Raw genomic sequence first — 20,836 nt, 5'->3', positions numbered from 1 at the left:
GAACATGTGAGCATAATCGAAAAAGCGGCCAGCCGCATCGAGCAGCGGCGCGATACGAACGCCACCCCTTCCTCCCCGGCGGCTGCGGCTGCCCCCGCCCCGTCCCAGGCTTCGCCCGTGCCGCCCGCCGGCGCGCCGGACTCCGCCCCCGCGGCTCCCGCGGCAGCGCGCAAAGTCCAGACGCGCCAGGTCGAAATCGACCTGGACCGGCTGCGCAACATGGGCATGGTGACCGCCGCCGGCGGACGCACCACCGTGGTCGAGGAGTTCCGCATCATCAAGCGCCCGCTGCTGCGGCGCGCGTTCGGCGAACAGGGCGCGGGCGAGACCCCGAACAACCTGATCATGGTCACCAGTTCGCTGCCCGGCGAAGGCAAGACCTTCTGCGCGATCAACCTGGCGATGAGCATCGCCATGGAGCTGGACCACACGGTGCTGCTGGTCGACGCCGACGTCGCGCGCCCGTCGGTGCTGCGCACGCTCGGCCTGCCGGCCCAGCGCGGCCTGATGGACATCCTGCTCGACGATGGCCTCGACCTGGGCGACGTGCTGTTGCGCACCAACGTCGACACCCTGAGCATCCTGGCGGCCGGCACCAGCAACCCGCATGCCACCGAGCTGTTGGCCAGCCAGGCCATGAGCAGCATGGTCCATGAAATCGCCAACCGCTACCCGGACCGGGTGGTGATCTTCGACTCGCCGCCGCTGCTGCTCACCAGCGAAGCGCGCGTGCTGGCCAGCCACATGGGCCAGATCGTGCTGGTGGTCGAGGCCGAAACCACGACCCAGCACGCCGTCGCCGAAACGCTGCGCCACCTGGAAGGCTGCAGCAACGTGAACCTGCTGTACAACAAAGTACGTGACTTCCCCGGCATCGAAGAGGCCTATGACTATCACTATGGCTGACCGATCCGGGGCCGGCCCGGCCCTGCCTGCGCGCGCCCTGCTGCCACTCCTGGTGGCGCTGGCATGCGCGCCGGCCAGCGCCGAGCTGAAATTCATCCCGGGCGTAACGCTGACTGAAACCTGGACCGACAATGTCAACCTGGCCGAACCCGCGCTGGCGCGCCGCGAATGGATCACCGACCTGGCGCCCAGCTTCGCGCTGGTCGAGAACAACCGGCGGCTGCAGCTGAACGCCAGCTACCAGTTCCACGTCTACAACTACAGCGACAAGACCGCACCCAACATCTACGACAACAACCGCCAGCTGCAGGCCAACCTCAAGGCGCGCGTGGTCGACGAACTGCTGTTCCTGGACGCCGCCGCGATGCGCGGCCAGCAGGCGATATCGGCGTTCGCCCCCCAGGTCGAAGGCGCCCCCTACTCCTCGTTCAACCGCACCGAGGTGTCGACCTGGCGCGTCAGCCCCTACCTGGCGCACCGCCTGGGCGGCGGTACCGACCTGATGCTGCGCTACACCCGCGACTCGGTCCAGACCAACCAGCAAGGCTACGGCAACACCCACGCCGACAGCGTCACCGCGAGCGCCTCCAGCAGGCCCGGCGTGCGCCTGGGCTGGAACCTGCGCTACGACCGCCAGCACCTGGTCGACAAGCTGGCCGGCGACTCGGTCTCGACCAATGAGATGGCAGGCCTGTCGTACCGCGTGCAGCCGAGCCTGGCCGTGCGCGCGGCCATCGGACACGACAACTACGACTACCACGCGCTGGGCGGGCGCAGCGGCGGCGGCAACTGGAACATCGGCTTCGACTGGACGCCCTCGCCGCGCACTTCGCTGTCGGCCAGCACCGGCCACCGCTACTACGGCCAGTCGCATGCCTTGAACGCGCTGCACCGCAGCCGCCACACGGTCTGGAGCTTCAACTACGACGAGGCGGTCACCACCACCCGCTCGCAGTTCCTGCTGCCGGCCACGATCGACACCGCCGACCTGCTGGACCGGCTGTTCATGCCCAATATTCCCGACCCGGTCGCACGCCGCCAGGCGGTCGAAGCCTACCTGCGCGCCACCGGGCTGCCGGCCAGCCTGGCCGAGAACGTCAACTACCTGAGCAACCGCTACATGCTGCAAAAGCAGTTCCAGGCCTCGGCCGGGTTCAACGGCGCCCACAGCATGCTGCTGCTGTCGCTGTTCGACACCCGCCGCACCGCGCTGTCGCTGCAGCAGACCGACAGCCAGCTCCTGGGCAGCCACCTGTCCAACCTGAACGACGACGTGCGCATGAAGGGAGCGGCGGCCAACTTCAACTATAGCCTGTCCTCGCGCAGCCAGGCCAGCGTCTCGCTCACATCCAGCCGCAGCAACTCGCTGTCGACTGGACTGAAGCAAGACAACCGCGCGCTGCGCGTTGGCCTGTCGCGCCGCTTCCAGCGCAAGCTGTATGGTTCGGTCGAAGCGCGCCACGCGAAAGGCACGGCCATCGGCGGCGGGCGCACGTACACCGAGAACGCAGTCTCGGCCTCCCTTTCCCTGACGCTTTAGAAAAGCCACGAGCACATGTACGAATCCTACTACGGGCTCAGCGACAAACCGTTCCGACTCCGGCCCGATCCCCACTTCTTCTTCGGCAGCAAAGGCCACAAGCGGGCCATGGCCTACCTCGAGTACGGCCTGTCGCAGGGCGAGGGCTTCATCGTGATCACCGGCGAAGTCGGCGCCGGCAAGACCACGCTGGTGCGCAACCTGTTCAACCGGTTGCCCAAGGATCAGATCGTCGCGGCCCACATCGTCAACACCCACCTCGACCCGGACGACACGCTGCGCATGGTGGTGTCGAGCTTCGGCCTGCCGTTCGAAGGCGCAAGCAAGACCGACCTGATCACGCGCCTGGAGCACTTCCTGCGCTTCGTCGACCAGCAGGGCAAGCGCGCGCTGCTGGTGGTCGACGAAGCCCAGAACCTGAACCCGCGCACGATCGAGGAACTGCGCATGCTGTCGAACTTCCAGACCGACGACAAGCCGCTGCTGCAGACTTTCCTGCTCGGCCAGCCCGAGTTCCGCGCCACCCTGCACAGCCCCGACCTGCAGCAGCTGCGCCAGCGCGTGATCGCCAGCTACCACCTGGGCCCCATGGATGCGGAAGAGACCCGCGCCTATGTCGAGCACCGGCTGGCCACGGTCGGCTGGAACGGCGACCCGGAATTCGCGGACAGCGCCCATGAGGCGATCCATGCCTACAGCGGCGGCATCCCGCGCAAGGTCAATACCCTGATGGACCGGGTGCTGCTGATGGGCTACCTGGAAGAGCTGCACGCGTTCGTCGATGAACACATCAACGCCGTCATCCACGACATCGACGAGGAATTCCAGCTGCCCGCGAGCGTGGGCGAGCCCGCCCCCGGCGCGCTGCCGGCGGCGACCCGCGAGGCGGTGCTGCGCGGCGGCGAACTGTGCGCCAGCGAATCGGGCGAAGGCGGCGCCGGGGTGACCGACGAGCGCCTGATGCGGCTGGAGAAGTCGGTGGTGTCGGTATTGTCGATCCTGAAAAAAATGGTCAGCGCCCCGCAGAACGCCGCAGCCGCCGAGACCGCGGAGGAAGAGGAATGACAGCCGGGGCGCCGGAGCCGCGCGCTTCTTTCGCGCCGATCCGCAACGCGATGACCTGCGACGTGGAGGACTACTTCCAGGTCTCCGCGTTCGCCCCCTACATCGCCCGCGACAGCTGGGCCGCGCGCGAATGCCGGGTCGAGGCGAACATGGAGCGCATCCTCGCCCTGTTCGAGCAGCACGGCGTCAAGGCCACCTTCTTCACACTGGGCTGGATCGCCGAGCGCTATCCGCAGGTCGTGCGCCGCATCGTGGCCGGCGGCCATGAACTGGCCAGCCACGGCTACGGCCACCTGCGCGCCTCCAGCCAGGACCGCGCCGAATTCGACAACGACATCAAGAGCAGCAAGGCGCTGCTGGAAGACATCGGCGGCGTGGCGGTGACCGGCTACCGCGCGCCCAGCTTCTCGATCGGCCACGGCAACCTGTGGGCGCTGGACGCCCTGCTGGACGCCGGCTACCGCTACAGCTCCAGCATCTACCCGATCGCGCACGACCACTACGGCATGCCGGACGCGCCGCGTTTCGCGTTCTACCCGAACGGCCCGGGCGGCCTGCTCGAAGTGCCGATCACCACCGTGCGGGTCGGCAGCCGCAACCTGCCGGCCGGCGGCGGCGGCTACTTCCGCCTGCTGCCGTACGCGCTGTCGCGCTGGATGATCCGGCGCGTGAACCAGGACGAGCGCCAGCCGTCGCTGTTCTATTTCCATCCGTGGGAAATCGACCCCGGCCAGCCGCGCCCCGCCGGGCTAGGCGCCCGGGCGCGCTTTCGCCACTACCTGAACATCGACCGCATGGAGCGGCGCTTAGGCCTGCTCGCCCGCGACTTCCAGTGGGACCGCATGGACCGCGTGTTCCTTCAGACGCCATGAGCTCGATCCTCGAACGCGCTTCCACCCGGAGCAAAGCCCCGGTCTTGGCCGCCAGCCCCCGCACGCTGCACCTGATGCAGCCGCACGAGCGCGCGCGCTGGGATGCGTTCGTGCGCGCCTGCCCGGAGGCGACCTTCTTCCACCTGTCCGGCTGGCAGCAGGTGATCGAGCAGTCGTTCGGGATCAAGACCTGGTTCTACTACGTGCAGCAGGACGGCGTGATCCAGGGCGTGCTGCCGCTGGCCGAGATCAAGAGCCGCCTGTTCGGCCACTCGCTGGGCGCCATGCCGTTCTGCGTGTACGGCGGGGTGGTCGCGAGCGACCCCGAGGCGCGCGCCATGTTAGATGCCGCCGCCCATGAGCTGGCGCAGCAGTTGGGCGTGGGCCACCTCGAATACCGCGGCATGCGGCGCGCCCATCCGGACGACCCGGCCTGGCACACGAAAGAACTGTACGTCACCTTCCGCAAAGCGATTTCAGGCATCGATGAGGAAAACCTGAACGCGATCCCGCGCAAGCAGCGCGCGATGGTGCGCAAGGGGATCAAGCTGGGCCTGAAGGGCCAGGTCGACGACAACGTCGAGCGCCTGTTCACCGCCTATGCGCACAGCGTGCACCGGCTCGGCACGCCGGTGTTCCCGAAGCGCTACTTCGCCCTGCTGCAGCAGGTGTTCGGCGACGAGTGCGAGGTGCGCGTGATCACCACCGACGACGACCAGCTGGTCGCGGCGGTGCTGTCGTTCTACTGGCGCGACGAGGTCGTGCCGTACTACGGCGGCGGCATGGACATCGCGCGCGATGTGGCCGGCAACGACTTCATGTACTGGAACCTGATGCAGGCAGCTGCCGCGCGCGGTTGCCGCCTGTTCGACTTCGGCCGCAGCAAGCTGGGCACCGGGGCCTACGACTTCAAGAAGAACTGGGGCTTCACCGCGCAGCCGCTGCCGTACGAGTACAAGCTGTACCGGGCGAGCTCCCTGCCCGACAACAACCCGCTCAACCCGAAATACCGGCTGTTCATCAAGCTCTGGAAAAAGCTGCCGCTCCCGCTGGCCAATGCGCTGGGGCCGCACATCGTCAGGAACCTGGGATAGCATGGAAGATCTGCTGCTGCTGGTGCACCGCATCCCGTACCCGCCGAACAAGGGCGACAAGATTCGCTCCTGGCACCTGCTGCGGCACCTGGCGCAGCGCTACCGGGTGCACTTGGGTACGTTTGTGGACGACCCCGACGACTGGCAGCACGTGCCGCACGTGCGCGCGCTGTGTGCAAGCGCCCACTTCGCGCGGCTCGACCCGAAGCTGGCGCGCCTGCGCAGCCTGCCGGCCCTGGCGCGCGGCCGCTCGCTTTCGCTCGACTACTACCGCGACGCGGACCTGTCGGCCTGGGTCGAGCGCACGATGACGCAGCAGCATATCAGCCGGATCGTGGTGTTCTCCTCGCCCATGGCGCAGTACGCCGAACCCTATGGACAGGCGCGCCGGGTGGTCGACTTCTGCGACGTCGACTCCGACAAGTGGCGCCAGTACGCGGACAACAAGCCGTGGCCGATGAGCTGGCTGTACGCTCGCGAGGCGCGCGCCCTGCTGGCCTACGAGCGCCAGGTGGCGCGCCAGTGCGACGCCGCCCTGTTCGCCACCGCGCCGGAAGCCGAGCTGTTTCGCACGCTGGCGCCGGAAAGCCAGGCCAAGATCGGCCACTTCAACAACGGCGTGGACACCGACTACTTCTCGCCCGCGCGCCCCTACGCCAGCCCGTTTGCGGCAGGTGAACGGGCGCTGGTGTTCACCGGCGCGATGGACTACTGGCCCAACGTCGACGCGGTCGAGTGGTTCGCGGCCGAAGTGTTCCCGGCGCTGCGCGCGCGCTTTGCCGACCTGCGCTTTTACATCGTCGGCGCGCGGCCCACGCCGGCCGTGCAGGCGCTGGCCAGGAGCGAAGGCATCGTCGTGACCGGCACCGTGCCCGACGTGCGCCCCTACCTGGCCCACGCCGCACTGTCGGTGGCCCCGCTGCGGGTCGCGCGCGGGATCCAGAACAAGGTGCTGGAGGCGATGGCGATGGCGCTGCCGGTGGTGGTGTCGCCGCAGGCGCTGGAAGGAATCGACGCCGCGCCCGGCGCCGAACTGCTGCTGGCCGACGGCGCCGACGCGTTTGCCGCGGCGGTGGCAAGAGCCCTGGGCGAAGACGACCGCGCATTGCGCGCACGCGCACGCGAACGGGTCGAGCGACTGTACAGCTGGCCGAGCAACCTGGCCGGCATCGAAGCGAGGTTGGAATGCAACTGATCCCCCCACCAGGCCTGGTCCTGGCGCCCCCCGCGCTGGGCGGCGCGCGCCGCATATGGATTGCGCTCGCCCTGCTCGCGCCGCTCATCCTGTATTTCGACACCGCGCGCTCGATCGTCACGCTGTGGAACAACTCCGAAACCTTCGCGCACGGCTACGCGGTGGCACCGATCTGCCTGTGGCTGGCGTGGCGCCAGCGCGAAACGCTGCGCACGCTGCCGCTCGCGCCGTGGTGGCCGGCGCTGGTGCCGGCGGCGCTGGCCGGCATGCTGTGGCTGCTCGGTTCGGTGGCCGAGGTGCAGGTGGTGCGCCAGTACGCGCTGGTGGCGCTGTTCCCGCTGGCGGTGCTGGCCGTATGCGGCCGCCGCTATGCCAGCGCGCTCGCGTTCCCGCTGCTGTTCCTGCTGTCCGCGGTGCCGTTCGGCGAAGTGTTCGTGGCGCCCCTGATCGACTTCACCGCCGACTTCACGGTGGCCGCGCTGCGCCTGACCGGCATCCCGGTGCTGCGCAACGGTCCCAGCTTCGAAATCCCCAGCGGCCACTGGTCGGTGGTCGAAGCCTGCAGCGGGCTGCGCTACCTGATCTCGTCGATCACGCTCGGCTGCCTGTACGCCTACCTGAGCTACCGCTCCTGGCGCCGGCGCCTGCTGTTCATCGCGCTGTCGGCGGCGGTGCCGATCGTCGCCAACGGCGTGCGCGCCTACATGATCGTGATGATCGGCCACCTGTCGAGCATGCGGCTGGCGGTCGGGGTCGACCATATCATCTACGGCTGGCTGTTCTTCGGCCTGGTGATGTTCCTGATGTTCTGGATCGGGCGCCTGTGGCACGAGAAGGATGCCGGCCCGGCGCCAGACGCGCTGGCGCAGGATGGCGAGCGCGCACTGGCCAGCCCGGGCGTGTTCGCGCGCATGACCGTCGCCTTTGTCGCGCTGGCGGCACTGTGGCCGGCGCTGGCGCTGGTCAACGCGCGCGCCAGTGCGCTGCCGCAGCCTTCGCGCCTGGCGCCGGTCGCGCTGGCGTGGAGTGAAACACCCGCCTTCACCAGCTGGCAACCGGCATACGTCGGGCCGGACGCGCGCCTGGACCTGTCCCTGCGCCAGCTTGAGGGCAGCGCCCCGGTGGCGCTCTCGCTGCTCTACTACCGCAATGACCGGACTGGCCGGTCGCTGATCAGCTCAGTGAACCGGCTCGCGAACGAACACGGCGATTTCCGCGAAACCGGCACCGTGCGCCGCCAGGAGAACGTGGGTGGCGCCACGCTCGTGCTGCGCGAGACCACCCTGTCGAGCCAGGAGGGCGACCTGCTGGTCTGGCACTGGATCCGGGTCGGCGGGCACGTCACCGCCAGCGACTACGTGGGCAAGCTGTGGCAGGCGCGCGCGCGCCTGATGCTGCGTCCCGGCGACGGATCGGCGGTGATTGCCGCCACCCCGCTGGGCGAGAACAAGGAGGCGGCACGCGCCACGCTGCGTTCGTTCCTGCAGCAAAACCTGGCCGCGATCGACGCCGCGCTGTCGGCCACGGAGGGCCATTGATGTGCGGGCAACCGGACGCGCCGCTGGTCGCGCACCTGATCTATCGCCTCGACTTCGGCGGCCTGGAAAACCTGCTGGTCGAGCGCATCAACCGCATGCCGGCGCACGCCTACCGCCACGCGGTGGTGTGCCTGCTTGACCACACCGATTTCGCAAAGCGGATCAGCAAGCCCGACGTGCAGCTGTACGCGCTGCACAAGCAAAGCGGCCTGTCGCTCGCGACCCACGCGGCGCTGTTCAAGCTGCTGCGCCGCCTGCGCCCGGCGATCCTGCACACCTACAACCTGGCCGCGATGGAGTACGCGCCGGCGGCGCTCCTGGCCGGTGTCCCGGCGCGCATCAACGGCATGCACGGGCGCGAGGCCACCGACCCCGAGGGACGCAACCGCAAGCACAACCTGCTGCGCCGCCTCATGCTGCCGTTCTACGACTGCTGCTACGCCAACTCCGGCGCCATGCTGTCCTGGAGCCGCGACGTGATCGGCGTACCCGAACACAAGAGCGCCCTGCTGGCCAACGGCATCGACGCCGAACGCTTCCGGCCGCGGGCAGACGCCGAGGCGCGCCCGGATTTCGGTTTCGGCCCCGGTTGCCGTGTGATCGGCAGCGTCGGCCGCGTGCAGGACGTCAAGGACCACGCCACCCTGGTCGAAGCCTTCGCGCTGCTGCGCGCACGCGCGCCGCAGCAAGCCGCCAACCTGCGGCTGGCGATCGTCGGCGACGGCCCGCTGTTGCCGAACCTGCGCGAGCAGGTGCGCTCGCTCGGCCTGGAGGGCCTGGTGTGGCTGCCCGGCGCGCGCAGCGACGTGGCCGAGATCCTGCGTGGCCTGGACATGTACGTGATCTCCTCGATCGCCGAGGGCACGCCCGGCAGCGTGCTGGAGGCGATGGCCAGTAACCTGCCGGTGGTCGGCACCCGTGTCGGCGGCGTGCCGGAAGTGGTCGCCGAAGGCGTCACCGGCCAGCTGGTGTCGCCGCGCGACCCGCAAGCGATGGCCGAGGCGCTGGCGCGTTACGTGGACGACCCGATACTGGCCGCCGCGCACGGTGCCGCCGGCCGCGCGCGGGTGCTGACCCATTATTCGATGCCGGCCATGGTCGCCGGCTACCAGGCCTTGTACGACAGCCTGTGCCAACGTAAAACCCCATTCAGGAAGTCCATCGAATCATGTGTGGAATAGTCGGCATTTTCGATACCCGCGGCGCGCGAGAGATCGACCCCGCGCTGCTTAAGCGGATGAACGAAACCCAGCATCACCGCGGGCCCGACGAGGGCGACATCTATACCGAGCCCGGGGTCGGCTTCGGCCACCGGCGGCTGTCGGTGATCGACCTGGCCAGCGGCCAGCAGCCAATGTTCAACGCCGCCGGTGACGTCGGCGTGGTGTTCAACGGCGAGATCTACAACTACCGCGAACTGACCGCCGAACTGCAGCAGCTGGGCTACCAGTTTCGCACCAAGAGCGACACCGAAACCATCGTGCATGCGTGGGAGGCATGGGGCGAGGACTGCGTGCACCGCCTGCGCGGCATGTTCGCCATCGCCATCTGGGACCGCCGCAAGCAGGTCATGTTCATGGCGCGCGACCGGATGGGCATCAAGCCCTTCTTCTACGCGCTGTTACCAAGCGGGATGTTCATCTTCGGCTCGGAACTGAAGTCGCTGCGCGCCCACCCCGGCCTGCCGCGCGAGATCGACGTGCGCGCGGTCGAGGATTATTTCGCCTACGGCTACGTGCCCGAGCCGAAGACAATCTACGCGGGAAGCCGCAAGCTGGCGCCGGGTTATTCGCTGCTGGTTCGCATCGGCCAGCCGGTTCCCGAACCGAAGCAGTTCTGGGACGTTCCGTTCAAGCTGCACGAAAAGATGACCGAGCAGGACGCGGCCGGTGAACTGGCAGTGCGCGTGCGCGAGGCGGTGCAAAGCCACCTGAAGGCCGACGTGCCGCTCGGCGCCTTCCTGTCCGGCGGGGTCGACTCAAGCGCGGTGGTGGCGATGATGGCGGGCCTGACCGACGAGCCAGTGAACACCTGCTCGATCGCGTTTAACGACAAGGCCTTCGACGAATCGGAGTACGCCGGGCAGGTGGCGCGCCAGTACGGCACCAACCACCACGTCGAAACCGTCGACACCGACGACTACGCGCTGCTCGACACCCTGGCCGGGCTGTATGACGAGCCGTATGCGGACAGCTCGGCGATCCCGACCTACCGAGTGTGCCAGCTGGCGAGGAAACGCGTGACGGTGGCGCTGTCGGGCGACGGCGGCGACGAGAACCTGGCCGGCTACCGCCGCTACCGCTTCGCCATGGCCGAGGACGCGGTGCGCTCGAAGATCCCGCAGGCGCTGCGGCGCGGCGTGTTCGGCCCGCTCGGCAAATACTATCCAAAGGCCGACTGGGCGCCGCGCGTGCTGCGCGCCAAGACCACCTTCGAGGCGCTGGCGCGCGACCTGGTGGAAGGCTACTTCCACGGCGTGTCGATCATGTCCGACGCGATGCGCGCGCGCCTGTTCTCGGAACAGTTCAAGCGGCGCCTGCAGGGCTACCGCGCACTGGACGTGATGCGCGAGCACGCCGCCGCGGCGCCGACCGGCGAGCCGCTGTCGCTGATCCAGTACCTCGACATGAAGACCTACCTGCCGGGCGACATCCTGACCAAGGTCGACCGCGCCAGCATGGCGCACGCGCTCGAGGTGCGGGTGCCGCTGCTGGACCACCTGCTGGTTGAATGGATCTCCGGGCTGTCGCCATCGATCAAGCTCAAGGGCGGCGAAGGCAAGTACATCTTCAAGAAGAGCATGGAGCACTACCTGCCGCACGACATCCTGTACCGCAAGAAGCAGGGCTTCGCGGTGCCGCTGGCCAGCTGGTTCCGCGGTCCGCTGCGCCAGCGCGTACGTGAGGCGCTGCTGGGACCGGCGCTGGCCGCGACCGGGATCTTCGACCAGGCCTTCCTGGCCGAGATGGTCGAGCAGCACGAGTCCGGCCGCCGCGACTACAGCGCGCCGATCTGGACGGTGCTGATGTTCGAAGCGTTCCTGCGCAAGGAACTGGAAGGAGCGCCGGCATGAGCCAGACCGCCGTTCACGCCGTGGCGCCAAGCGCGCGCGCGCTGCGCGTGCTGCATGTGCTCGACCATTCGATCCCGCTGCACAGCGGCTACACCTTCCGCACCCGCTCGATCCTGCAGCACCAGCGCGCGCTCGGCTGGGAGACCTTCCACGTCACCGGTTCAAAGCAGGGCGCGGCAGGCGCGCGCGCCGAGACGGTCGATGGCCTGACCTTCTACCGCACGGCGCCCGGCCCGCTGGCGCGGCTGCCTGTGCTGAACCAGCTCGACGTGATCAGGCAATTGACCGCGCGCCTGCTGGAAGTCGCGCGCGAGGTCCAGCCCGACATCCTGCACGCGCACTCGCCGGCGCTCAACGCGATCGCCGCGCTCTCCGTCGGCCGCAAGCTGGGTATCCCGGTGGTGTACGAAGTGCGCGCATTCTGGGAGGACGCCGCGGTCGACCACGGCACCAGCCGCGAATGGGGCCTGCGCTACCGCGTCACGCGCGCGCTCGAGACGCATGCGCTCAGGCAGGTGGACGCCGCCACCACCATCTGCGAGGGCCTGCGCGGCGACATCCTGGCGCGCGGCATCGACCCGGCCAAGGTCACGGTGATCCCGAACGCGGTCGACATCGAGGACTTCAGCGTGGACGGCACGCGCGACCATGCGCTCGCGCAGCAGCTGGACCTGGAGGGCAAGACGGTGCTCGGCTTCATCGGCTCGTTCTACGCCTACGAAGGGCTGAACGTGCTGCTCGACGCGCTGCCTGCGCTATCCAAAGCCAATCCGGACCTGCGCGTGCTGCTGGTTGGCGGCGGCCCGCAGGACGCCGCGCTCAAGGCCCAGGCCGAGCGGCTGGGGGTGCTTGATCGCGTGGTGTTCACGGGCCGGGTCCCGCACGACCAGGTGCAGCGCTACTACAACTTGGTCGACGTGCTGGTCTACCCGCGCCTGAAGATGCGCCTGACCGACCTGGTCACGCCGCTCAAGCCGCTCGAGGCGATGGCCCAGGGCCGGCTGCTGGTGGCCTCCGACGTCGGCGGCCACCATGAACTGATCGAAGACGGCCGCACCGGTGTGCTGTTCAAGGCCGGCGATCCGGCGGCGCTGGCCGACAAGGTCCTGGCGCTGCTGGCCGCGCCCGAGAGCTGGCCGGCGCTGCGCGCGCGCGGCCGCCGCTTTGTCGAGGAGCGGCGCAGCTGGGCCGCCAGCGTCGACCGCTACCGTGCCGTCTACGGCGCGCTGGCGGGAAGGATTCTCCAGGGATGAGCGAACCACTGCGCATCGGCCTGGTCGGCCCGCTGCCGCCGCCGTCGGGCGGCATGGCGAACCAGACACTCCAGCTGGCCGCCCTGCTGCAGGCCGAGGGCTGCGAGGTCGACACCATCCAGGTCAACTGCGCGGTGCGCCCGGCCTGGGCCGCGCACGTCCGGGGTCTGCGCGCGGTGTGCCGGCTGCTGCCCTACCTGGCGCGCCTGTGGCGCGCCGCCGGCCGCGTGCACCTGTTTCACGTGATGGCCAATTCCGGCTGGTCGTGGCACCTGTACGCCGCACCGGCGATCTGGATCGGTCGCCTGCGCGGCTGCCCGGTGGTGGTCAACTACCGCGGCGGCGAGGCGGACACTTTCCTGAGCAAGTCGCTGGCCTGGGTGCGCCCCAGCCTGCGCAGGGCAAGCGCCTTGATCGTGCCGTCCGGCTTTCTCGAAGCGGTGTTCGACAAATACGGCTTTACCGCCAGGATCGTGCCGAACATCGTCAACCTGGAGCGCTTCAGTCCAGCGCCACCCGCCCCAAGCGGGCGCGGCCTGCGCCTGCTGGTCGCGCGCAACCTCGACCCGATCTACGACAACGACATGGCGCTGCGCGCTTTTGCGCTGGTGGCGGCCGTGCATCCGGACGCTCGGCTGGTGGTGGCCGGCAGCGGCCCGCTGCGCGCCGCGCTCGAACGCCTGGCCGAAGAGCTGGGTATCGCGCAGGCGGTAACCTTCACCGGGCGCGTCGACAACCAGCGCATGGCCCAGCTGTACCGCGAGGCCGACCTGATGCTTAACCCGAGCCGGGTCGACAACAGCCCCAACTCGGTGATCGAGGCGCTGGCCAGCGGCGTGCCGGTGGTTTCCACCAACGTCGGCGGCGTCCCCTATCTGGTCGAGGACGGCCGGACCGCCTTGCTGGTGCCGCCCGGCTCGCCCGAAGCGATGGCCGCCGCCGTGCTGCGCCTGGCCGCCGACCCGCAGCTGGCCGCCAGCCTGCGCGAGGCCGGCCTCTCCCGGGTACGCCAGTTCGCATGGAGCGAAGTGCGCCCGCGCCTGCTCGGCGCCTACCATGCCGTCCTCCGCCCCCAACCCACACGGATCGCAACGGACAGATGAGCAATTCCCCGTACACCGCGCTGGTATCGCGGATCCTGTTCCCCCTGCACGAACTGGTGAAGCGCCACACCAGCGTGCGCGCACGCCGGCAGCTGGAAGCGAGCCAGTGGTGGAGCCAGGACCAGCTCCAGGCCCTCCAGTTCCAGCGCCTGCGCCGCCTGCTGGCGCGCGCCCAATCGCAGGTCCCCTACTACCGCGACCTGTTCGCCGCGATCGGTTTCGACCCGGCGCGCGACCTGCAGTCGCTGGCCGACCTGCAACGCCTGCCCCGGCTGGACAAGGCCGCGGTGCGCGCCGCCGGCGAGCGCCTGAAGGCGATTGACGCGGTGGGTCTCGCACGCTTCAATACCGGCGGCTCGAGCGGCGAGCCGCTGGTCTTTTACATTGGCCGCGAGCGCGTCAGCCACGACGTGGCCGCCAAGTGGCGCGCCACGCGCTGGTGGGACGTCGACATTGGCGATCGCGAAATCGTGGTCTGGGGCTCGCCGATCGAGCTCGGGGCGCAGGACGGCGCGCGCGCAGTGCGCGACCGCCTGCTGCGCACGCAGCTGCTGCCGGCGTTCCAGATGTCGCCCGAAAAGCTGGACGGCTTCCTGGCCCGCATCCGCGCCGCCCGTCCGCGCATGCTGTTCGGTTACCCGTCGGCGCTGTCGCACATTGCGCGCCACGCACAGGCGCGCGGCCAGCGCATGGACGACCTGGGCATCAAGGTCGCGTTCGTGACCTCGGAGCGCCTGTACGACGACCAGCGCGAACAGATTTCGCGCACCTTCGGCTGCCCGGTCGCCAACGGCTACGGCGGACGCGACGCCGGCTTCATCGCGCACCAGTGCCCGCACGGCGGCATGCACATCACGGCCGAAGACATCATCGTCGAGATCCTCGACCCGGACGGCAACCCGGTGCCGGCTGGCGCCGCCGGCGAGATCGTGGTCACGCACCTGGCCACCGGCGACTTCCCCTTCATCCGCTACCGCACCGGCGACGTCGGGGTGAAAGGCACCGAGCCATGCGGCTGCGGGCGCGGCCTGCCGCTGCTCAAAGAAATCCAGGGCCGCACCACCGACTTCCTGGTCGCCCGCGACGGCACCGTGATGCACGGCCTGGCGCTGGTGTACATCCTGCGCGACCTGCCGCAGGTGAAAGCGTTCAAGATCGTGCAGGAGAGCCTGGACCAGACCCGCGTGCAGGTGGTGGCCGACGCCCCGCTGGGCGCGGCGCACCAGGCGATCGTGGACGGCTTCAGGGCCCGGCTCGGGCGCGAGGTCGAGGTTGTGGTCGAGCAGGTCGAGGCCATCACGCCTGAAAAGTCAGGCAAGTTCCGCTACGTCGTCAGCAAGGTCGACGCGGCACACATGGAGGCCATGGTATGAGGGACATTCTCGTTACCCTGATCGTGTTCGGCTCGCTGCCGCTGATCTTCAAGCGGCCGTGGTTCGGCATGGTGATGTGGATCTGGATCAGCGTGATGAATCCGCATTCGCAAGGCTGGGGCTTCGCCCGCACCTACCCGTTCGCGGCGATCATCGCGGCCACCACCATGCTGGCCATCCTGTTCAGCAAGGACAAGAAGCGGCTGCCGATGAACCCGGTGACGGTGACCTTCATCCTGTTCGCCTTATGGATGGGCGTGACCTCGCTGTTCGCGATCCACCCCGACCAGATCGGCGAACAATGGAGCAAGGTGTACAAGATCTTTGGCATGACGCTGGTGGTGCTGATGCTGCTCACCGAGCGCAAGCACATCGAATGGATGATCTGGACCGTGGTGGTATCGGTCGGCTACTACGGCGTCAAGGGCGGCTTGTTCACGATCAGGAGCGGCGGCGGCGAACGGGTGTGGGGCCCGGCAGGCACCTTCATCGACGGCAATAACGAAGTCGCGCTGGCGTTCGTGATGGTGATCCCGCTGATGGTGTTCCTGCGCTCGATGACGGCCAACAAGTGGGGCCGGCGCGCGCTGGTCGCCTCGATGCTGCTGTGCGCGCTGGCCGCGCTGGGCACCTACTCGCGGGGCGCGGCGCTGGCGATCGGCGCGATGGTCATCTTCCTCTGGCTCAAGAGCAGGGATAAATTCAGGCTCGGCGTACTGATCGCGATCGCGGTGCCGGCGCTGCTGCTGTTCATGCCGGACAAATGGCACGAACGGATCGACACCATCGGCACCTACCAGCAGGACAGCTCGGCGATGGGGCGCATCAACGCCTGGCACATGGCCGTCAACCTGGCCAACGACCGGCCGCTGGTGGGTGGCGGCTTCCAAATCTACGACGCGCAGGTGTTCGCGCGCTACGCCCCGGTTCCGGACGACATCCACGCCGCCCACAGCATCTACTTCCAGGTCCTGGGTGAACATGGCTACGTCGGCCTGCTGCTGTACCTGCTGCTGGGCGTGCTCACCTGGCGTACCGGCAGCTGGGTGGTGCGGCGCACCCGGGCGCACTCGCAGCTGAAATGGGCGCACGACCTCGCGACCATGACCCAGGTGAGCCTGCTCGGGTTCATGGTCGGCGGCGCCTTCCTGAGCCTGGCCTATTTCGACGTGCCCTACTACCTGATGTGCGGCCTGGTGGCGCTGCGGCTGGTGGTCGAACGCGAGCTAAAGCGTATTCGCGAAGACGCCCACGCACCCGCTGCGGAAGTGGCGCCCCAGCTCCAGACGGCCCGGCGGCGCAGGGCGTGACGATGGACAGGCCGGTGGACGCATCCCAAACATACTTGCGCGCAGCACCCGAGGGGAGCAGCGGTTCGCTGCTCGGCAAGGCGCTGATGCGCATGCTGTCGCCCGGCGGCCAGCAGGGCCTGTCGATCCTGATCTATCACCGCGTGCTCGATCACCCCGACCCGCTGTTCCCCGGCGAAGTCGACCGGGCCGAGTTCGACCGCCAGCTGCGCCTGCTCAAATCGATATTCAACGTGATCCCGCTGCCGGACGCGGTGCGCCACCTGCACGAGGGCACCCTGCCGCCGCGCGCGGCCTGCATCACCTTCGACGACGGCTATGCCGACAACGCGCAAAACGCGCTGCCGCTGCTGCTCGCGCACGGACTGCATGCGACCTTCTTCGTCGCCACCGGCTTTCTCGATGGCGGACGGATGTGGAACGACACCGTGATCGAACTGGCGCGCCGCGCGCAAGGCGAAATCGACGCGCGTGGGATCAAGCTGGGCCTGCACCCGGCCGGCACGGTCAAGGAACGCCAGGCCGCGATCGGCGCGCTGATCGGCCAGCTCAAGTACCTGCCGCTCACCGAGCGGCTGGAACAGGTGGCGCGCCTGGCAGATGCGGTCGGGTGCGCGTTACCAAACGACCTGATGATGAGTTCGAACCAGGTGCGCCAGCTGCACCGCTGTGGAATGGAGATCGGCGGGCATACCGTGCGCCACCCGATCCTGGCCAGGCTCGACCTGGACGCGGCGCGCGCAGAAATCGCCAATGGCAAGCGCGCGCTGGAGGACCTGACCGGCGCCCCGGTACGCCTGTTCGCCTACCCCAACGGCAAGCCGGGCACCGACTATCGTGCCGAGCACGTGCAGATGGTGCGCGAGCTTGGCTTCGAGGCCGCGGTATCGACCGCGTGGGGCGCGCAGCGCGGAGCGACCGACCTGTATCAGCTGCCGCGCTTTACGCCGTGGGACCGCGGCCGCCTGCGCTTTACGCTGCGGCTGGCGCAAAACCTGCGCGTGCCGGCCGAGCGCGCCTGAGCCGCACAAGCTAGTGCGCTGCCTCGAGAAGCACTGGACGCAGCGCCGAGTGCTTGGCGATGCCATCGGCCATCCCGGAACCCTGCTCCACTACCGTACGGGTCCCTAGAATCGGCTTGCTAATGGCTGGAATCTGCCTGAACGGCACTGGCACGCCAACCCGGCGTACGATCATCTCGCCGAGTTCCCACGATGCTGGCATGGACAGGTGACTTGAATCGTAATAGAGCGGGCGCCCCTCGGCATCAAAGGCATAGCACATATCGTTGGGACAGAGATAAGGCCCTATATCGAAGTAGGAAACATTAGGAGTGCGGTCGGCGAATTCTTTCAGCTGCAGATTGGCACTCATGACATCTGGCGCAGGTTTCGCCGTATTCATTGGACAATGCAGTAGCGGATAGCTGAGGGATTTTTCGCGGCAGCGCCGATCATATCCGTCGATCACCGGTGCCTTTGCAAGGAGGATCACATGTTTTCCTGCCTTTGCAAGGGCACTGACCTCAGAGAAAAAAACATCGAAAAAACGTTCCGACTTGCGCAGGTAATCGGTCCATGAAGCGCCGATAATCACAGTATCAAAGCCGTCTACCGTCGCCAGGATCGGGCCTGCCGAGCTTTCGCAATCGTGCAGCCGTTTGACGCTGACAAACAGAGCGGGATCGCTTCGCAGCGGCGGGCAGGATCCAAGCTCGATGTTTCGAAAACGAAAACCGGCTTCGCGGGCGATAGCGCCGACCACTCCAACGTAGTGCGCGGCGTTCGAATCACCCCACAAAATCACGCTGGGCGGCGCGCCGGACTGGGCGCCAAGCACGCAGTGCTCGTTGCGCGCATCGGCGATCGAGATATGCTGACGCTGGCATACGTAGTCGAACTGGTAGGCCGGCTTGGTGCGATTGCGGAAGGCTGCCAATTGCGTCTTGTAATCCGCCGAACCCCAACGGGGGCCGTAGCCGTCAATGAACATCGCCCCCAAAGCGAGCACCGCCGTCGCCCCTGCCGGAATCGCAAATTGGGCGGTGAAGACACGCATTGCCGAAGCGCGCGATCCCTTGGCCGGTTGCTCAACAAGCACATAACTTAGCCAGGCAAATACGAAGGTCAGGACAAGTATGATGCCGGCGGCGACCGGGCCAATCTCTGCGTGACCGTACCGATAGAACGCCAGCAGCGGCCAATGCCACAGGTAGGCCGAGTACGACACGAGACCCACCCGCTTTAATGGCGCAAGTGAGAGCAGCCACGTAACTGGCGTTGTGCGGCAGTGTCCCGCGACGATCAGCAGCGCCGTTCCAAGTGTCGGCGCAAGCGTGATCCAGCCCGGATGTATCTGGTCCTCGGTGATCCAAAGTAATGAGCTGACCAGCAGCGCCGCCCCCATCCACGCGAGCGGCCCGACGACAATTGCCGGTATGCGCAAATCGACGCGACGCAGCACGATGACTGCTGCCAGCGCACCCAGAAGCAGCTCGCCTGCACGGGTCGGCAGCATGAAATAAGTGAAGGATGGGTCGTGTGCAAACCAAATTTGCCCCAGACCGAATGAGACCATGGAGCTGGCAACCGCCAGAATGACGAATCCCGCTGCTCGCGCCCGCCGATAGGTGAGCAGCAGCAGCAACGGCCATATGATGTAAAACTGCTCCTCTACCCCCAGGGACCATAGGTGCATCAACGGAGACTCGTTATTTGCCGCTGCAAAATAACTGGTGTCTTGTTTTAACCAGAAATAGACGTTGGCGAGAGAAAGAAGCGACCAGAGCGCTGAATCGGCGACCCGCTTGGCATCTTCCGGAATCATCACGAACTGCGCCGCCGCCATTGTGAGCAGCACAACGACTAACATCGGAGGGGCGATTCGTTTGATACGCCGTCGATAGAAGTCGGCGATCGAGAAGCAATCGCGCTCCAATTCCTGCAGGATCCCTAGTGAAATAAGGTAACCGGAGATGACGAAGAAGATATCGACACCGACGAAACCACCCGGTATCAGGTGTTTGTTGATGTGGAACAGGACAACTGAAAGTACCGCGATGGCCCGCAAGCCATCAATGTCAGGGCGGTACGCAATATCTGCCTTCAATGTTGATGAACTCATTCCTGTCGTGAATTCTCAAACCGCGCGAAGATGAGGGAACACAAGCTTCCCTGAATAAGGAAGGTACCTTACGACTCCAATTCGTCCATGGAAATACTGGCACCCCTGAGGTGCAAAAAAAGCAATTGCAATTATGAAGCCAGTTTTCCCGAAATAGTTGGAATATGTGACTATCGGTCACTTTTTCTTGCGCCGATACAACAGGTGCGCTGGCCATTGACGCCTACGAGAATTCGGAAGGTTTCGACAGAAGCGGCATCGACGGAAGCAATCGCGCGAAGGGCGGGACGAGTGCGCAGACAGCCAGTTCGGAGAGAGACCCGGCGAACCGGCTCAACCGGCGCGCCCGCCCCAGTGCGCGTTCAGCCAGGCACGCGCGGGCCGCTCGATGCAGTAGAAGGAAACGATACCGGCGGCGATTGCCAGCGCGAGCGCGATCCAGGCGGGCATCGCGTGCTGCGTGGCCAGGTAGAACGGTTGCTGCCACAGGTAGATCGAGAACGACCAGATGCCCATCTGGCGCAGCGGCCGCAGCGAGAGCGCGGCCTTGAGCGGCGGGGGCGCCGCGCGCAGCAAGTTGACCGCCAGCGCGAACAAGCCGACGCCGCCCACCGTGCGTAGCGGGGCCGGGACCGACCACCAGTGCAGCGCGATGCCGGCGGCGACCAGCACCGGCAGCACCAGCCACGGCAGCGGCGCCACCCGGCGCTTTCGCAGCACAAGCAGCAATGCGGCCGACAGGAAGACGCCGAAGGCCTGCACCTCGGTATGCAGCCAGAGGCCGAAGTCCAGGCCCGGCCCAGAGAAGCGCGACCAGTACCACAGGCCGCAGCCGGCGAAAACCAGGGCCAGCAGCGCAACCGCAGGGCCAGGCCGGCGCCCCGTCCGCCGCGCCGCCAACGCGACCAGCGACAGCAGCACGTAGGAATGCTCCTCTACCGACAGCGACCAGATATGCCCGAACGGCATCTCGCCGGGCGCGTGCGCAGTGTAATTGTTAACGAACAGAGCGGCGGCGGCGACCTGGTGCCACTGCACGGTGCGCCCCGAGAGCGCCCACCAGGCCGTCACCAGGCCCAGCATCACGACAAACCCGGGCAGGATGCGCGAAATGCGCCGTCGGTAGAAGGTCGGGATCGGCGTGCCCGCGACGAATAGCAACTGGGCCATCAGCAAGCCAGACAGCACGAAAAACAGATTCACCCCGACCGCGCCAAGGTTGATGCCGGCGACTGGATAGAAATGCCCGGCCAGCAGGAACAGGATCGCCAGGCCGCGCCAGCCGTCGAGGTAGTCAAGGTGCTGCGGCGCCAGCTCGCGCTGGCGCTGGCTTGGCTCGGGGCGGGAAATGGCGAGTTCGCTGTGGCCCATGATTGCTGGTCGCGCGCGTG

At 67.4% G+C, this 20,836-nt stretch carries 16 protein-coding genes; 14 read left to right on the top strand and 2 right to left on the bottom strand.

What is annotated here, in order from left to right:
• Positions 1 to 6 precede the first annotated feature (6 nt).
• The 14 genes from E4O92_RS16115 to E4O92_RS16050 are packed head-to-tail and all read left to right on the top strand — an operon-like array spanning position 7 to position 17,344.
• Positions 7 to 906: an XrtA-associated tyrosine autokinase gene (locus tag E4O92_RS16115; RefSeq protein ID WP_135190756.1), complete on the top strand. Its 900-nt coding sequence runs from the start codon at positions 7 to 9 to the stop codon at positions 904 to 906.
• The gene (locus tag E4O92_RS16110) at positions 899 to 2,446 is read left to right on the top strand and encodes a TIGR03016 family PEP-CTERM system-associated outer membrane protein (RefSeq protein WP_167759813.1); all 1,548 of its coding nucleotides are present in this window, start codon (positions 899 to 901) and stop codon (positions 2,444 to 2,446) included. The genes E4O92_RS16115 and E4O92_RS16110 overlap by 8 nt, the downstream gene beginning before the upstream one ends.
• Before the next feature lie 15 nt (positions 2,447 to 2,461).
• On the top strand, positions 2,462 to 3,511 hold the full coding sequence (locus E4O92_RS16105; RefSeq protein ID WP_135190754.1) for an XrtA/PEP-CTERM system-associated ATPase: 1,050 nt from the start codon (positions 2,462 to 2,464) through the stop codon (positions 3,509 to 3,511).
• Positions 3,508 to 4,383, top strand: coding sequence for an XrtA system polysaccharide deacetylase (locus E4O92_RS16100; protein WP_135190753.1), 876 nt, complete (start codon positions 3,508 to 3,510; stop codon positions 4,381 to 4,383). Before E4O92_RS16105 ends, E4O92_RS16100 begins: the two co-directional genes overlap by 4 nt.
• Positions 4,380 to 5,477 (top strand): FemAB family XrtA/PEP-CTERM system-associated protein, encoded by a 1,098-nt coding sequence (locus E4O92_RS16095; protein WP_135190752.1) that lies wholly within the window; start codon positions 4,380 to 4,382, stop codon positions 5,475 to 5,477. Before E4O92_RS16100 ends, E4O92_RS16095 begins: the two co-directional genes overlap by 4 nt.
• Position 5,478: 1 nt before the next feature.
• Positions 5,479 to 6,672 (top strand): TIGR03087 family PEP-CTERM/XrtA system glycosyltransferase, encoded by a 1,194-nt coding sequence (locus tag E4O92_RS16090; RefSeq protein ID WP_135190751.1) that lies wholly within the window; start codon positions 5,479 to 5,481, stop codon positions 6,670 to 6,672.
• Complete coding sequence (gene xrtA, locus E4O92_RS16085) at positions 6,663 to 8,210, top strand: exosortase A (protein WP_135190750.1); 1,548 nt, start codon at positions 6,663 to 6,665, stop codon at positions 8,208 to 8,210. Before E4O92_RS16090 ends, xrtA begins: the two co-directional genes overlap by 10 nt.
• Positions 8,210 to 9,391 carry a TIGR03088 family PEP-CTERM/XrtA system glycosyltransferase gene (locus E4O92_RS16080; protein ID WP_135190749.1) on the top strand — a complete coding sequence of 394 codons (1,182 nt, stop codon included), beginning with the start codon at positions 8,210 to 8,212 and terminating at the stop codon, positions 9,389 to 9,391. The genes xrtA and E4O92_RS16080 overlap by 1 nt, the downstream gene beginning before the upstream one ends.
• Positions 9,379 to 11,283, top strand: a complete 1,905-nt coding sequence (locus E4O92_RS16075; RefSeq protein WP_135190748.1) for an XrtA/PEP-CTERM system amidotransferase — start codon at positions 9,379 to 9,381, stop codon at positions 11,281 to 11,283. The genes E4O92_RS16080 and E4O92_RS16075 overlap by 13 nt, the downstream gene beginning before the upstream one ends.
• A gap of 41 nt (positions 11,284 to 11,324) precedes the next feature.
• Complete coding sequence (locus tag E4O92_RS16070; RefSeq protein ID WP_135190778.1) at positions 11,325 to 12,536, top strand: TIGR04063 family PEP-CTERM/XrtA system glycosyltransferase; 1,212 nt, start codon at positions 11,325 to 11,327, stop codon at positions 12,534 to 12,536.
• Positions 12,533 to 13,639 carry a glycosyltransferase family 4 protein gene (locus E4O92_RS16065; protein ID WP_135190747.1) on the top strand — a complete coding sequence of 369 codons (1,107 nt, stop codon included), beginning with the start codon at positions 12,533 to 12,535 and terminating at the stop codon, positions 13,637 to 13,639. The genes E4O92_RS16070 and E4O92_RS16065 overlap by 4 nt, the downstream gene beginning before the upstream one ends.
• On the top strand, positions 13,636 to 15,012 hold the full coding sequence (locus E4O92_RS16060; RefSeq protein ID WP_135190746.1) for a phenylacetate--CoA ligase family protein: 1,377 nt from the start codon (positions 13,636 to 13,638) through the stop codon (positions 15,010 to 15,012). Before E4O92_RS16065 ends, E4O92_RS16060 begins: the two co-directional genes overlap by 4 nt.
• The gene (locus E4O92_RS16055; RefSeq protein WP_135190745.1) at positions 15,009 to 16,322 is read left to right on the top strand and encodes a putative O-glycosylation ligase, exosortase A system-associated; all 1,314 of its coding nucleotides are present in this window, start codon (positions 15,009 to 15,011) and stop codon (positions 16,320 to 16,322) included. Before E4O92_RS16060 ends, E4O92_RS16055 begins: the two co-directional genes overlap by 4 nt.
• Before the next feature lie 14 nt (positions 16,323 to 16,336).
• Complete coding sequence (locus tag E4O92_RS16050) at positions 16,337 to 17,344, top strand: polysaccharide deacetylase family protein (RefSeq protein WP_229483423.1); 1,008 nt, start codon at positions 16,337 to 16,339, stop codon at positions 17,342 to 17,344.
• A gap of 10 nt (positions 17,345 to 17,354) precedes the next feature.
• Here E4O92_RS16050 and E4O92_RS16045 read toward each other — a convergent pair whose 3' ends face one another.
• Both E4O92_RS16045 and E4O92_RS16040 read right to left on the bottom strand, forming a co-directional pair.
• Positions 17,355 to 19,445 (bottom strand): acyltransferase family protein, encoded by a 2,091-nt coding sequence (locus tag E4O92_RS16045; protein ID WP_135190744.1) that lies wholly within the window; start codon positions 19,443 to 19,445, stop codon positions 17,355 to 17,357.
• A 333-nt stretch (positions 19,446 to 19,778) separates the two neighbouring features.
• On the bottom strand, positions 19,779 to 20,816 hold the full coding sequence (locus E4O92_RS16040) for an acyltransferase family protein (RefSeq protein ID WP_135190743.1): 1,038 nt from the start codon (positions 20,814 to 20,816) through the stop codon (positions 19,779 to 19,781).
• Positions 20,817 to 20,836 lie beyond the last annotated feature (20 nt).

The sequence above is a fragment of the Massilia horti genome (assembly GCF_004614195.1).
GTDB classification, from domain to species: domain Bacteria; phylum Pseudomonadota; class Gammaproteobacteria; order Burkholderiales; family Burkholderiaceae_D; genus Telluria; species Telluria horti.
Note: the sequence above shows the minus strand (reverse complement) of the source record. Positions and strands in the feature narration are given on the sequence as shown.